This is a genomic window from Staphylococcus sp. SM3655 (assembly GCF_016917315.1).
In the GTDB taxonomy this organism is placed as follows: domain Bacteria; phylum Bacillota; class Bacilli; order Staphylococcales; family Staphylococcaceae; genus Staphylococcus; species Staphylococcus aureus.
On record NZ_CP070305.1, the window covers coordinates 2,769,762 to 2,783,945 of the forward strand.

A 14,184-nucleotide genomic window follows, 5' to 3' on the forward strand; every position below is an offset into this window, starting at 1 on the left:
TTATTCAACTTTGATATTACCATCAATCGTATAAAATTCTAAAACATTGTCGCTTTTCCCAACTTTACCATTAGTAAATGTTTTATTTTTAACTACGCTATCACCCGTTCCCGGATTTAGCTTTAGTATAGTGTCTTCAGGTTTACTATCATACTTAAAACGAATATCTCCTTGTTTAGTAGAAGCTTTTGCATCTACTTTTGATGGCATGTTTTTAAATTCAATGTCACCATGATCATTTAAAAATATGGATTGTTTAATTTGACTCTTGTCGATTTGTAGCGTACCAATAACAACTTTAATATTGCTATTTTCAATGTTACTTTTACTAATATAAGTAGAACTATTATTTGTCTTTGAATCTAGTGCGTCAAGATTTGAGTTTTTAATAACTACTTCACCGTTAATGCTTTGAATACTTGTGTTCTCTAAATCAACATCACTGATTCTAACACTTCCTGCTCCAGATGATAGATTTAAACGTTTAATCATTTTATCAGGCATTTCAATCGTTAACGTTTTCTTATTCTCATGAAAAGGATTCATATCAATTGCATATCCTCTTGTCTTAGACCTTTTATCACTAATCTTCAACGTCTTATCTACTATATTAATTAATATATCATTGTCACCATCATATTTAACTCTAAATTGATTCCCCCGTTTTATACGAAGTTCTGTACTATCCAAATTTATAGATACATTGTCAAAAGCATCGTCTTTGAATGTTTTATCATATTGTTTAGTACCATATTTGTTTTTATCATAGCTGAACCAAATAATGGTTGCTGCTGTAAAAAAGACAACAAACACTAAAAGCCCAATAAAAAAGAATTTCTTCATTTTCTAACGCTTCCTTTGACAGTTTTAATATACCAAAGTAAATATTTTAAGATTAAACGATAAATGTATTCTAAAATCTTAAATATGACAATGATAAATACTAATCCTAATCCTGAATATGATATGGCAAAAAATACATTACTAATTGAGTCCACAATTCCTCTGGATATTGCTGATGCTAATAAAATAATTGGACAAAACAACAGCAAAAGTGATATTAAAAATAATGCTAATACAAATAATCCAACTATAGATACTGGTATAAGGATGACAAAAATAGATAGAATGCCTAAACTTAATGAAGCAGCAACAGCTCTTGAAATATTTTCAAATGTTGGTTTAGATTCAGCATAATCAATAACACTTCTAGCTTTTGTTTCAGCTGCAACATCTTGTGGGTCTTTTAACTTCTTTAAAATTTCCCCTTCATCAACGCCATTAAGTTCTTGCTCATAAAAATAACGTTCATATTCATACATTTTTTGATCTCTTAAATGCCTAGGTAGCGCATCAAGTGCTGTTTCTAATTCATTTAAATAAGTAATCTTGTTCATATAGGTCACTCATCCCAATAAAATTATTCATTCGTTTTTTATAACTTTAAGACCTAAAGCTATTTACTAAAAAATTCAATACGTTTAATTTCTAAATCTTGATAAAGTAAGTTTAATTTTAAATGGTTATCTCTATCAATATACTTTACCGATGAGAAATCATTGCCAACTTTTGTTCTTTTATATCCGAATCCAAGATTTTCAATCGCGTTATTTATCGGCGAACCAATTCCCCCATCAAAATTAGTATGTATCTTTTCATCTCTTACTAATATTATCCCCTTAACGATGTTATCCTTTTCTCTCACTTTAACGGTAAGATCAGGGTGAGCTTTACTGTTATAAAATTTAAAACGATCAAACTTAATTTTTTTATTTACTTCATAGCCTTTTTTATCAAACTTCTCATTTAATTTAATATCGTTTATTTCAAGATTAGACAAATCCACAGTTTTCGTATGACGATATTGATATAAACCAATTAATACACCAAAAGAACAGATTAAAAATAATATAAACACAACCCAGCGATTTTGAATACGCACTGATGTCACCCTTTCTTTGTACTTATTTAAATATAGCATAAGGTGCTTCCCGTTTCATCCTTAACAAAAATTAACAAAGAATTTGCAATTAATTTATTTCATTACCTTTTATTACTATAAATTGGTATAATGTTGTAAATGCTAAAGGAGGTTTTTACAATGACAAATTTAGAAACTTATTTCAAAAATAGCCAACCCTTAAATGAATACATTGATGGAATGAAGACAAATCAAGATACCGTTCTCAGTATCTATCAATCATTTGAGTTACCAGAAGATGATTCACGCATCAAAAAAATAAAAGAGATGAATTATTCTAAAGTATTAGTAATTACTGAAGACTGGTGTGGAGATGCAATGATGAATCTCCCAATTCTAAAACACATCAGTGAAGCATTAAATTTAGAAGTACGCGTGTTCCATAGAGATGATGATACAAAACTGATCGATCAATATTTAACAAATGGTAAATCACGTGCAATTCCTATCTTCGTATTCTTGAATGATCAATTCGAACAAGAAACAGTTTGGGGACCAAGAGCAAATGAAGTCCAAAAATTTGTAACTGATGTTCGTGCTGATAAATTACCGAGCAAAGATCATCCAGACTATGCAGATTTAGAAAAAGAAACACACTTAGTTATATCAAACCGCTATAAAACTGACGCTTCATTTTGGAAAGCAGTTTATAATTCCATCCTAAATAAATTAGAAAATAAATAAATTTACAATAAGACAAACTTTGAGGTTGGGAAAATTTAAAATTCCCAACCTCAAAATTATTTTTATTAAATGTCTTTTTTAGCGACATATAAGATATTCAAAATGAAGAATATCACTATAGAACCTAATGAAATTACCCATTGCCAATTGCTAAAATCAAAGTTAGAGCTAATCATTTTATCAGTTAAGTAAGCAAAAGGGATATAATCAAAAGCATCTAAAACTTTTTCACCGTATCTTGGGATAAATGTAATAAAAGGTTTAATAAACGGTACAATGAGTACTAAAAATACACCTAATGAAAATATCATTGCTGTTTTTTGTGATGCAAGTGTGATTAAGAATAAAAACAAGCCAAAGAATAGTAAAAAGATTAGGAAGAACCATAAATTATCTACATATTTAGAAAACGCCAAATTTTTTCCATTACTAGATGCCTGCACAACAATCAAAATCACATAATGAATTAATGCAAATAATATTGAAATTAAAATAATTGAAATTGTTTTCGAAATAATGTATCCAACGCGTGTTTTAACTTTACTCATATATAGTTGAATTGTACCTTGTGAAAAATCACGCGTAATTGTCTTAACAACAAACATTAAACCAATTATTAACAATAACCATTTTGCTGCAGCAAATACAGATCCATAGACAATAATATGTTTCGGGTTATCCATCGAATTTGCCATAAGTATACTTTGAGTTGCAATCAAACTAGATACGACTAGTATCGCTAAATATGTTAAAGGACTTTTAAAAATACTATAAAAATCATACTTAACTAAATTTAAAATTCTCATTATTTATCACCTCTTTGATTTATATTGAAGTACGTATCACGCAATGAACTTTTACGTGTTTCAATATATTTCGGATAAATATCTAATTCAGATAATGCTTTTAGTATAACTTGATAATTTTTTTGTGCATTGATCATTAAATGTCCGTCTGCTTTGTCGACATTTTGTAATTGGAAATGCTCTGCAAGATATTTTTCAGTTCTATCAAAGTCTTTATGATCAACAGTAACTATCGTTGTGTCAGATGCAACACCTTCCTCCATGTTTACATCTTGAACAAAATGTCCGTCTCTTAAAAATACAGCTCTATCACAAATTAATTCAATATCTTCTAACTTATGACTTGATATTAGAATTCTCATATCAAGTTCATTTACTAAAGACTTAATTGTAGTCAGCACATCAATTGAGCCATCTGGATCCATACCATTTGTAGGCTCATCCAAGATTAAAAATTTAGGTTTATTCATTAAAGATACTGCAATTGCTAACTTTTGCTTCATCCCCATTGAATATTTCTTAACTTTCTTTTTAATATAAGGTCTCATACCAAATGCATCTATAATTTTGTCTGTGTATGCTTTATCAAAACCCTTACCTAATACTTGTGCAAATAATTTCAAGTTATACAATCCTGATTTATTATCATATAATTTAGGATGCTCAATTAAAAAACCGATATTATCTGCATTATCAATGTCTACTTTTCCATCAAATTTAATAATATTACCATTCATTACTTTCATAACGGTTGTTTTACCAACACCGTTTTTTCCTATTAATCCGACAATTCTACTATCGCCAAAGTCAAAATCAATATCATTTAAAACGACATTTGAGCCGTATTTTTTTGTAATATGTTCTAATTTCATCGACTGCCTCCTTTAAATTTTCTAGTATTTATTTTATTGAGCTGTTTAAAATAATTAACAATAAGTATAACAATGCTGATAATTAGAAAACCAATATTTAAAATATATGAATATAGATCTGGGAATGATGATTGACTTAGAACAAAATAATTCATCAACACTATTGCAATTGAAAATAAAAATGGAACTAAAATGATAATAGTAAACACGTATATACCATATGGCACTTTGACTCTACGCAATTCTGTAAATTGACTAAATGCAATTGGTATAGACAAGAAGTTAGATATGACAAATGCATATGCAGTTGAAAAATAGATTGAATTTGGTTCAATCACATCTGCTTCATAAGCATATAAACTAATAACAAGCGTTCCAATTAATGTTAAAACAATGCATGTAATATAGTTGGCATTAAGCAATTGTTTTTTTGACACTGGTAAACTCATATAAAAATAATATGAATCATTACCACCTAATCTACGATTGAGTCTAAATAAGTGACCAGCATCTAAAATCCAAATAATCAATATTGTTGGACTTATAAAAGATTGCAATAGGTAAAAGAACTTTGTTGAGTCAAGCATTATATAAAAAGGATATAAGGTTAATAATAGAACATAGATGATAAGTGTATATCGTCGTAATTTAAAATTCCTAATTAACAATGCCTTCATTTAAAAACCTTCTTCCATCAATTTGATGCTTTCATGATATTTAGGTTTTCTCTTTTCAAGATAAACCATTAAGTTCTCAATAGAAGGTGTAGTGATATTCACTTTATGACCTAAAATTTCTTTAAATACTTGCGCATGTTCTGTTAATCCTATAAATCCCGTACGCTTATGTTCTTCATAAATAAGTAGAGATGCTAATTCATCATCAAGGTCCTCAATAGCACCACTCACAACTTGATATCTTTGTAACAGTTGTTCTTTTGAACCATTTAAGATAACTTCACCGTCACTTAAGTGAATGATATAATCAGCTATTTTTTCTAAATCTGAGATAATGTGTGTCGACATGAATATTGTTTTATTTTCATCAATTAATTCTTGCTGAATTATCTCCAATAGCTCATTTCTAGCTAAGGGATCAAGACCTGAAGTAGGCTCATCAAAAATATACAATTCAGCATGATGTGAAAATGCAACTGCTAGTGATAATTTCATTTTCATCCCAGTCGAAAATGTTTTTATTGATTTATTGATTGGTAAATCGAACTTTTCAAGATAAAATTCAAATACTTGATGGTCCCATTTACGATAAAAAGGGGCAATCATTTTTTCAAGTTGCTTCGTAGTCCATCTCTCATTAAAATAATTTTCAGAGTAAACAAACCCAATTCTATTCTTTAACTCTATCGGATTGAGAGCCATATCCTCTTCTAATACTCTAATAACACCAGTTTGTGGTTGATACAAATCCATAATTAACCTTATTATTGTGGTTTTACCAGCGCCATTTCTACCAATAAAACCAGTGACGAATCCTTGAGGAACTTTGAAAGAGATATTCTTTAAATTAAACTGATCACTTGAATAATTAACATTACTTAATTCTATGGCATTCATGATGATTCCTCCTCATAAATGAACGTTAAAATATCTTGAAGTTCCTCAAGTGACATTTCGATGGCTTGCGCTTCATTAACCAATTCTTTAACCAAATTTTCAATGGTAAAAAATTGTTTCTCTTTTAAAATAGAACTATCTTGCTCCTTAACAAAGGTCCCTTTTCCTCTAATTGTTGTAACAAAACCGTCTTTCTCTAAATCTTCATAAGCACGTTTGGTAGTAATCAAACTTACTTGAAGATCTTTGGCAAGTTCTCTCATTGACGGCAAATGCTCTCCAGGAGCAACATGTCCCTTTAAAATATTTTGTTTTACTTGTTGCTTAATCTGTTCATAAATCGGAAAATCACTATTGTTTTTTAAAATTATTTTCATCAACGTCCCCCTATCACTTTCTGTATATATACAATATACACAATATACACAGTTTTGTAAATATGCATGTCTCATTATCAACCAGTCTTCAGAAATAACACTGAGTATTGTATTACTAGCAGTTGAATAAAATGAAATGACACTACCATTTAATCTTGCATTGTCTACTTCAATAAAAAAGACTGCTAAAACGAATGTCTTTAATCTCTACGTGACAACCGTAGCGTCAACATAAACAATCGTTTTAAACAGTCAATTCTATTTACTATTTTTACGTCGATCATTACTTCTACTTATAAAAGCACAAATCATAAACATAATCGCTGCTAATAATAATTTTATACCTTGGCTTTCATGATTAGTTGCTTGTAAATAATAACCAATAATAAATAAAATAATTGCAAGTACTACAAATATTTTTGTTAGATGTTTCAATTTATTTCACCTCAACATCGACATTATAACAAATATAAATTTTTTTAATAAGTTATTGAATTTCAAAAGTTCAAGGTACTAATCACTTTCAACTAAAATAGCGCAACAAAACCATTCAATCAAAATGATTATTGATTGCGATATATTGTGTTCAATGATATTATTTAAGTGTATCCACAGAATTATACTACACAACCCCAAGTCTGGTACCAGCAGACTTGGGGTTATTTATGTGTGTAGGATCATTTTTTATTTTTCCATTTCAGTTCTAACCAAAGTCGAAAAATAATTAGTAAGCCACCTGTAATAAGTGTCATCATCCCTTCTTGCCACCACATCATTACACTACACCTCCGTTCGACTAAAGTATCATACTGAAGGATGACCTACACCTATTCTAACATAAAAACAGAACATATGTTCGTATTTTGGCAGCAGATTTTACATATTATTCGTTAATTCACCAACAACACTTTATCTTTGGTATAATTGAAGATAATATATAGGCATACAATTTTTTTAAAGAGAGGTTAAGCAATAATGAATCCTTTAGCCCAAAGCTTAAATGAACAACTTCAACAGTCAAATGCAACTGCCTTTGCAATGTTATCTGACTTAGGTCAAAATATGTTTTATCCAAAAGGCATTTTATCTCAATCTGCTGAAGCAAAGAGTACAACATATAATGCAACTATAGGTATGGCGACAAACAAAGACGGAAAAATGTTTGCATCATCTTTAGATGCAATGTTTAATGATTTAACTCCAGATGAAATATTCCCTTATGCGCCACCACAAGGCATCGAAGAATTACGTGATTTATGGCAACAAAAAATGTTGCGTGACAATCCAGAGCTATCAATCGACAACATGTCACTACCAATTGTTACGAATGCATTAACACATGGTTTATCTTTAGTTGGCGATTTATTTGTAAATCAAGGTGACACTATCTTGTTACCAGATCATAATTGGGGTAATTACAAACTTGTTTTCAATACGAGAAATGGTGCAAACCTTCAAACATATCCTATCTTTGATAAAGACGGGCATTATACTACTGATTCACTTGTAGAAGCTTTACAATCATACAATAAAGATAAAGTCATTATGATTTTAAATTATCCTAATAATCCGACAGGTTACACACCTACGCATAAAGAAGTGACTACCATCGTCGATGCAATTAAAGCATTAGCTGATAAAGGTACAAAAGTTATAGCTGTTGTGGATGACGCATACTATGGTTTATTCTATGAAGATGTGTATACTCAATCATTATTTACTGCATTATCTAATTTAAATTCAAATGCAATATTACCTGTTCGTTTAGATGGTGCAACAAAAGAATTTTTCGCATGGGGATTCCGTGTTGGGTTTATGACATTTGGAACGTCTGATCAAACAACTAAAGAAGTATTAGAAGCCAAAGTAAAAGGTCTTATACGAAGTAACATTTCTAGTGGACCTCTTCCAACACAAAGCGCTGTTAAGCATGTATTAAAAAATAATAAACAATTCGATAAAGAAATCGAACAAAATATTCAAACATTAAAAGAGCGCTATGAAGTCACTAAGGAAGTTGTCTATGCTGATCAATATCATTCACATTGGCAAGCCTATGACTTTAACTCTGGATACTTTATGGCAATAAAAGTTCATGATGTTGACCCTGAAGAACTTCGTAAACATTTAATTGAAAAATATTCAATTGGTGTTATTGCACTTAATGCAACAGATATTCGTATTGCGTTTAGCTGTGTAGAAAAAGAAGATATCCCACATGTATTTGATTCAATTGCTAAAGCGATTGATGACTTAAGATAATTAATTTCAACCAATAATCTGATGAGTATGACTCGGATTATTGGTTTTTTATTTTTAAAATTATTCCTTCTTTCAAAGTATCATAAGATATATTTTATTCAGCAACTTGTCAAACACTATACCTAATTAGTTTTATACATCTCTCCTAACAAAATTTAATTTATTTGGTACAAATTTATATAACTTTTGGCAAATCACTTCAAACATTCAAGCATCACATCTCTACAAATGTAAAAGGCACCCCACGATTGTGAGATGCCTTATTATAAAATTAAAGATTAGAATTTAAGTTCAATATCTACCTTTTTAATGTCAGTTGCTTTAAATACTCTTTCATCTTTATACTCAGTTTTTAAGTCTACATATTTTGACGAACCATTTTTAAAATACACTTTATACACTGCGCGTTCAGCAAGTTCTATGTCATGTTTAGTTATCCCTTGATCATTTGCAATTGCTGATTTAAGTTTTATACTTAAATCATTAATTGTAATTTTGCTTGCATTATAGAACACAAATTCATTTGAAACTATGTTTTCAAATTTATTTATTGTTACTGGGAATTTCACATTATTAGATTTATTTATTTTTTTTTGATTTAGTGTATTGTTTTACATCAATATCAATCTTTTTAATATCTTTGGCACTAAATAAATTAGGTGTAAAGATGTCTGATTTTAAATTCACTACTTGTTTCTTTCCATTTTTGAAATATACTGTATATTTTGCTTGTTTCGCAAATTTTAAGTCAAGATCACTGATGCCTCTTTCACTTTTTAATACAGATTTCACTTTGTCATTTAAATATTTGTAACTAATTAATTGTTTATTCGAAATTTTTAGTTTTGATAAAATTGGTGTTGATGTGCCATTTACTGCAATTGTATATGGTACATAGCTATCCGCTTTCGCTTTTGACCCTGTTTTAACATCAATATCTATCTTTTTAATATCTTTGGCACTAAATAAATTAGGTGTAAAGATGTCTGATTTTAAATTCACTACTTGTTTCTTTCCATTTTTGAAATATACTGTATATTTTGCTTGTTTCGCAAATTTTAAGTCAAGATCACTGATACCTCTTTCATTTTTTAATACAGATTTCACTTTGTCATTTAAATATTTGTAACTAATTAATTGTTTATTCGAAATTTTAAGCTTTGATAAAATTGGTGTTGATGTGCCATTTACTGCAATTGTATATGGTACATAGCTATCCGCTTTCGCTTTTGACCCTGTTTTAACATCGATATCTATCTTTTTAATATCTTGAACATAAAGCAGATTCAGTTGGCTAATTTTTGAGTTTAAATTAATCACTTTTTTCTTTCCATTTTTAAAATGTACTGTGTAAGTTGCTTTTTTTGCATATTTTAATTCACGTTCCCCGATACCTCTATCATGCTTCAATACTGATTTAACTTTTTTAGTGATATCTTTGTAGCCTACACGTGGGTCACCTGTAAATTTTAAATCTGATAAAATTGGTGTTGATGTGCCATTTACTGCAATTGTGTATGGTACATATCTGTCTGCTTTCGCTTTAGTTCCTGTTTTAACAGTAATTTCAATTCTCTTAACATCTTTCACATGAACTAAGTTTGCTGTGTAATTTTTTGAATTTAACTGTAAGATTCTTTTACCACCATTTTTAAAATAAACAGTATAATAAGCTTTCTTAGCATATTTTAAATCTTGTTCACTAATACCTCTATCATGCTTCAGTACTGATTTTATTTGACTAGTTAAATTTTTGTAATTTGTCCAAGGTTTATTTGAAAATGAAAGATTCGATAAAATGTTTGTAGATGTACCATTTAAATTAATTGAATATGGAACTTGATAGTTTCTTTTAGCTTTATTTTCGATATGTTTTTTTGTATCTACGTTAATATTGATACTTTTAATATCACTTGAATTGATTAAATTCGCTGTGTAAATACCTGCTTTCAAATCGATAACTTTCTTCGTTCCATTTTTAAAATTAACTGTATATTTCGCTTGCTTCGAAAGTCTTAAATCAACATCGGTAATACCTCTATTTGATTCTAAAACTGATTTAACTTTATCCTCTAAATCTTTGTAACTAATATTTTGATTCTTATTAAATGTTAAGTTTGATAAAATGTTTTGGCTTGTGCCGTTCACTGTGATTGTATATGGCACTTGAACATTTGCTTTAGCTTTATCTTTAGGTTGCTTTTTAGTATCTACGTTAACACTGATAGCTTTAATGTCACTTGTATTGATTAAGTCAGCTGTGTAGATACCTGATTTCAAATCGATAACTCTTTTTGTTCCATTTTTAAAATGAACCGTATATTCCGCTTGCTTTGAAAGTCTTAAATCGATATCACTAATACCTCTATTAAAGTATAAAACTGATTTAACTTTATTCTCTATATCTTTATAACTAATATTTTGATTCTTATTAAATGTTAAGCTTGATAAAATGTTTTGGCTTGTGCCGTTCACAGTAATTGTATATGGAATCTGGATGTTAGAATGTCCATGGTGTAATGTACTTGATGATTTATCTAATGGCTTAGCTGCGGCAGATGCTTCGTTAGTATTAAAGTTTGCTCCTGTTGATGCTATAACGCCTAATGCTAATGTTGTTGTAATCAATGACTTAAATTTCATAAATTATCTCTCCTTTTTTATGTAATTCGTGATTGCAACTTTATTATAGCCAGACTTTCTCTATTTTTTGAATTAACTGAATATTAATAATAAATTATCTTTAACAATAATTTTTTAACACTGTTAAAAGTTCTTTTAATTTTGATTAACTAACTAATTTACAATACCTAAAATGTTGTTTGATTTTGTTTATACCAAGTTTCAAACTTAAATGTCATAACAATCTTCATTTCTTAATTCCGATTACATTTGTCAATTATATTTACAGCATCTTTATACTCAAAAAACATTTACTTAAAAATATAAATTCGATTTAATAATTAATTTAAATTTAGTTAATCAATTTTGCATCTATTTTGTTGTAAGCTATATAAAAGGAGTGATAATGATGGTGAAAAAAACAAAATCCAATTCACTAAAAAAAGTTGCAACACTTGCATTAGCAAATTTATTATTAGTTGGTGCACTTACTGACAATAGTGCCAAAGCCGAATCTAAGAAAGATGATACTGATTTGAAGTTAGTTAGTCATAACGTTTATATGTTATCGACCGTTTTGTATCCAAACTGGAGACTTTTAACATAAAATTACTTATCATTCAAAAAGTAAAACAGCATAATATCAAGGTTTATAACTTTATCATTATCAATAATACCTCATATAAAATAAAATTTTAGGGACTTTTTAGGGACTTTAAATTTAAAATTACAAGTTTAATAGAAACATCAAAATAATCACATGTTTGTGTGGAATGTACACCCCAAAAGCTAGACTGAAAAATCTATTTTTTGAGGTGTATTTTTATAGGTAAATATAATAAATTAGAGTAGACAACTCAGAATTCCAATTTTATAATAATATTGCTTGACATATCAAACTAGATAGTACTATTTTGAATATATTATTATAATCAAAAATTCATTGTAAACTTTTAGACAAAAGGAAGTAATAAAAACGTGAAATTTAAAACAACTAAAGAATGTAAAAGTAATAATATCTTTAAAAGAAGTCAAGAAATTAATAATAGAGAAAGTGAAAAGGGTTGTTTATGGGGCATTAGCATGTTGATTCTACTTTTCTTATTGATTCTGTTTGGAATAACTGCTTGTTCATCAAGCATTCACTTTATTAATTAGATTTTTTTACTTGGAGGTATCATGTGAAGAACCATACAAATATAATTAATATCTTATTAGTTATAGTCAACTCATTAACTCATTTTCTAACTCTAAACACCTCATTTTTTAATAGTTCAGCATCGGATTTCTGTTTTATCATAGGGGCTATATTTTTCTTGATCGGAATTTTTGTTGCAATATACGGTATGAAGCGAGCAACATATTGGTTAAACTTATTGATTTTATTTACCAATATTTTTTATTTTCTACACTTCTGTGTTTTACTTTTGTTAAAATATATAGGATTTAAATTATTTATTTATGAAGGGTGTGTATTGTTATTTACCTAATTTATAGTCTAATTGTCTATTTCATCTGCATTATAAATTTTTTCATAATGGCTGCACCATTCTTAATGACTAATGCTGATTATGTATGGACGCCTATGACTACAGTTACGTTATTTATTTTGAGTTTGATTATTTTCTTGATATTTATAAAAACAAAAGATGTCGTTCATTTAACAATTTTCATATTAAACTTACTTTTTTCAATACTTTATTGTTTGCCTATACTGTTTTATTTATGAACACTTTTATATTATCTAGAAAATTAAAACCACCCGTAAAAGGGTGGTTTTTTTAATATTTACTTTTTAGTGCTTCGTCAATTTCGTTATAAATCTTTTGAAGTTGATATTTTGCTTCTGACATTTTCTTAAAGTCTTTTGACTTAAGAGCATACATTGCTTTTAGACCTGAAATTTTTATAGTTCGCTTATAATAAGTGTTTAAACTTCCAGTAGCTAATTCATTAACATTTAGTTCATCTAATAACGATTTTAATTCATTAGCTAACTTTTCGTTTTGATATTCATTCGATGTTGGCAAGCTTGTGCTAGCTTGTGCCTCATTTTTATCTAGATTAGTTACTAGTGGTGATGCTAAAACGATTGCTAAAGTTCCCGCAAGTATAGATTTTCTAATTTTCATTTTTTATTCTCCTTAGTAATTAGTACTAATTTATTTTAATGACTAACTAAAAAAAAGTACATTAATTATTCATTAACTATATAGATCTTCTTATTAAATGAAAATCAATAAATTATCAAATTGACATACCTTATTGTATTTATAGAAAAACAAAAAAAGGTAAGCACCGAAATGCTTACCTACTTCCCATAAACAATATAACACATATACATTGATTTGGAAAGCGCAAAAATAAATTTAATATACTAGCCCGAAGGGGAGCAATACATAAAAAATGAAAGGCGCTCCTTGAAAACGCCCAAGGTAATATTAACATAAAATGGCTACTATTGCATTATCTAATTTTATTTAATTAAAACAAATATATAACACAAAAAACTAGCCCGAAGGCTAGCTTATGAATAGATGAAAATTTGAACACATTGCTGTGTCTAAAATGATTATAGCATAATTTTAAACTATTCTATAATAAATTAATTAACTTCATATAAAACTTTACACACTTTTTTTCAAACTGCGCTAAAATTACCAAAACTGCTTATTCTATTACCTGCCTTGTCTACCTCTCCTGTCGCTATATAACGACGTTGTCCACTATTAGCAATATAAGTAATCCATCTATAGCCATTGATGCAATATGCGCCGTCATATTTGATCGTTGCGTTATTGGGTAATACACCTGTAATTCTTGAATTAGTTGAATAGCCATCCCTCACGTTATTATCTTTAACATTGGCAACTGTGTAATAACCAGTCTCTTTTTTATACGGTACATTGTTTTTATCGAGTGTATAACCTGCTGGCACTGGTGAATTCTTTTCATTTTTAGCTGGTGTTTTAACATTACTGATACCTGATACACACTTCCAATAAA

General features: G+C 28.7%; 19 protein-coding genes and 1 pseudogene. 6 read left to right on the plus strand and 14 right to left on the minus strand.

The genetic code is table 11. The annotated features are described in order from the left end of the window. The 3 genes from JQN76_RS13645 to JQN76_RS13655 are packed head-to-tail and all read right to left on the minus strand — an operon-like array spanning nucleotide 1 to nucleotide 1,981. On the minus strand, nucleotides 1–843 hold the full coding sequence (locus JQN76_RS13645) for a DUF4097 family beta strand repeat-containing protein (RefSeq protein WP_000713070.1): 843 nt from the start codon (nucleotides 841–843) through the stop codon (nucleotides 1–3). Beyond that, nucleotides 840–1,397 (minus strand): HAAS signaling domain-containing protein, encoded by a 558-nt coding sequence (locus JQN76_RS13650; protein ID WP_001033971.1) that lies wholly within the window; start codon nucleotides 1,395–1,397, stop codon nucleotides 840–842. The genes JQN76_RS13645 and JQN76_RS13650 overlap by 4 nt, the downstream gene beginning before the upstream one ends. Before the next feature lie 59 nt (nucleotides 1,398–1,456). Next, complete coding sequence (locus JQN76_RS13655; RefSeq protein ID WP_000966288.1) at nucleotides 1,457–1,981, minus strand: membrane protein; 525 nt, start codon at nucleotides 1,979–1,981, stop codon at nucleotides 1,457–1,459. Between the two features lie 120 nt (nucleotides 1,982–2,101). On the opposite strand from JQN76_RS13655, the gene JQN76_RS13660 reads away from it, so the two are divergent. Beyond that, a complete protein-coding gene (locus JQN76_RS13660; RefSeq protein WP_000182842.1) occupies nucleotides 2,102–2,665 on the plus strand; it encodes a thioredoxin family protein in 564 nt (187 codons plus the stop codon). A 65-nt stretch (nucleotides 2,666–2,730) separates the two neighbouring features. On the opposite strand, the gene pmtD is transcribed toward JQN76_RS13660, so the two are convergent. The 7 genes from pmtD to JQN76_RS13695 form a co-directional block, all read right to left on the minus strand. Continuing rightward, complete coding sequence (pmtD, locus tag JQN76_RS13665; protein WP_001221651.1) at nucleotides 2,731–3,471, minus strand: phenol-soluble modulin export ABC transporter permease subunit PmtD; 741 nt, start codon at nucleotides 3,469–3,471, stop codon at nucleotides 2,731–2,733. Next, nucleotides 3,471–4,343 carry a phenol-soluble modulin export ABC transporter ATP-binding protein PmtC gene (gene pmtC, locus JQN76_RS13670; protein WP_000763048.1) on the minus strand — a complete coding sequence of 291 codons (873 nt, stop codon included), beginning with the start codon at nucleotides 4,341–4,343 and terminating at the stop codon, nucleotides 3,471–3,473. The genes pmtD and pmtC overlap by 1 nt, the downstream gene beginning before the upstream one ends. Next, a complete protein-coding gene (gene pmtB, locus JQN76_RS13675) occupies nucleotides 4,340–5,020 on the minus strand; it encodes a phenol-soluble modulin export ABC transporter permease subunit PmtB (RefSeq protein ID WP_000645725.1) in 681 nt (226 codons plus the stop codon). The genes pmtC and pmtB overlap by 4 nt, the downstream gene beginning before the upstream one ends. Beyond that, the gene (gene pmtA, locus JQN76_RS13680; RefSeq protein WP_000991303.1) at nucleotides 5,021–5,917 is read right to left on the minus strand and encodes a phenol-soluble modulin export ABC transporter ATP-binding protein PmtA; all 897 of its coding nucleotides are present in this window, start codon (nucleotides 5,915–5,917) and stop codon (nucleotides 5,021–5,023) included. Further along, a complete protein-coding gene (gene pmtR / locus JQN76_RS13685) occupies nucleotides 5,914–6,294 on the minus strand; it encodes a PSM export ABC transporter transcriptional regulator PmtR (protein ID WP_000691584.1) in 381 nt (126 codons plus the stop codon). Before pmtR ends, pmtA begins: the two co-directional genes overlap by 4 nt. 258 nt (nucleotides 6,295–6,552) lie before the next feature. Next, nucleotides 6,553–6,729 (minus strand): SE1626 family protein, encoded by a 177-nt coding sequence (locus tag JQN76_RS13690; protein WP_000681968.1) that lies wholly within the window; start codon nucleotides 6,727–6,729, stop codon nucleotides 6,553–6,555. Between the two features lie 242 nt (nucleotides 6,730–6,971). Beyond that, complete coding sequence (locus tag JQN76_RS13695) at nucleotides 6,972–7,070, minus strand: Trp-rich small protein (protein WP_000990056.1); 99 nt, start codon at nucleotides 7,068–7,070, stop codon at nucleotides 6,972–6,974. A gap of 199 nt (nucleotides 7,071–7,269) precedes the next feature. Here JQN76_RS13695 and JQN76_RS13700 point away from each other — a divergent pair, with 199 nt between their 5' ends. Further along, nucleotides 7,270–8,556, plus strand: a complete 1,287-nt coding sequence (locus JQN76_RS13700; protein ID WP_001068523.1) for an aminotransferase class I/II-fold pyridoxal phosphate-dependent enzyme — start codon at nucleotides 7,270–7,272, stop codon at nucleotides 8,554–8,556. Nucleotides 8,557–8,834: 278 nt separating this feature from the next. On the opposite strand, the gene JQN76_RS13705 is transcribed toward JQN76_RS13700, so the two are convergent. Then, entirely contained in the window at nucleotides 8,835–9,125 is a 291-nt protein-coding gene (locus JQN76_RS13705; RefSeq protein WP_001792929.1) for an MAP domain-containing protein, read from the minus strand. A 10-nt stretch (nucleotides 9,126–9,135) separates the two neighbouring features. After that, nucleotides 9,136–11,199, minus strand: coding sequence for an extracellular adherence protein Eap/Map (gene eap / locus JQN76_RS13710; RefSeq protein ID WP_031864371.1), 2,064 nt, complete (start codon nucleotides 11,197–11,199; stop codon nucleotides 9,136–9,138). Nucleotides 11,200–11,587: 388 nt separating this feature from the next. Between eap and JQN76_RS13715 the strand changes: the two genes are divergently transcribed. The 4 genes from JQN76_RS13715 (at nucleotide 11,588) to JQN76_RS13725 (ending at nucleotide 12,907) form a co-directional block, all read left to right on the plus strand. Then, on the plus strand, nucleotides 11,588–11,785 hold the full coding sequence (locus JQN76_RS13715; RefSeq protein ID WP_000239610.1) for a phospholipase: 198 nt from the start codon (nucleotides 11,588–11,590) through the stop codon (nucleotides 11,783–11,785). 371 nt (nucleotides 11,786–12,156) lie between these two features. Next, complete coding sequence (locus JQN76_RS13720) at nucleotides 12,157–12,336, plus strand: hypothetical protein (protein WP_000669789.1); 180 nt, start codon at nucleotides 12,157–12,159, stop codon at nucleotides 12,334–12,336. Nucleotides 12,337–12,359: 23 nt separating this feature from the next. After that, nucleotides 12,360–12,668, plus strand: coding sequence for a hypothetical protein (locus JQN76_RS14295; RefSeq protein WP_001792927.1), 309 nt, complete (start codon nucleotides 12,360–12,362; stop codon nucleotides 12,666–12,668). Next, nucleotides 12,647–12,907 carry a hypothetical protein gene (locus JQN76_RS13725; RefSeq protein WP_001791826.1) on the plus strand — a complete coding sequence of 87 codons (261 nt, stop codon included), beginning with the start codon at nucleotides 12,647–12,649 and terminating at the stop codon, nucleotides 12,905–12,907. The genes JQN76_RS14295 and JQN76_RS13725 overlap by 22 nt, the downstream gene beginning before the upstream one ends. A 52-nt stretch (nucleotides 12,908–12,959) precedes the next feature. Here the strand turns inward: JQN76_RS13725 and scn are convergent, their stop codons facing one another. Further along, nucleotides 12,960–13,310, minus strand: a complete 351-nt coding sequence (scn, locus tag JQN76_RS13730) for a complement inhibitor SCIN-A (RefSeq protein WP_000702262.1) — start codon at nucleotides 13,308–13,310, stop codon at nucleotides 12,960–12,962. Between the two features lie 509 nt (nucleotides 13,311–13,819). After that, a pseudogene (locus tag JQN76_RS13735) lies at nucleotides 13,820–14,158 on the minus strand (SH3 domain-containing protein); the annotation flags it as partial. Nucleotides 14,159–14,184 lie beyond the last annotated feature (26 nt).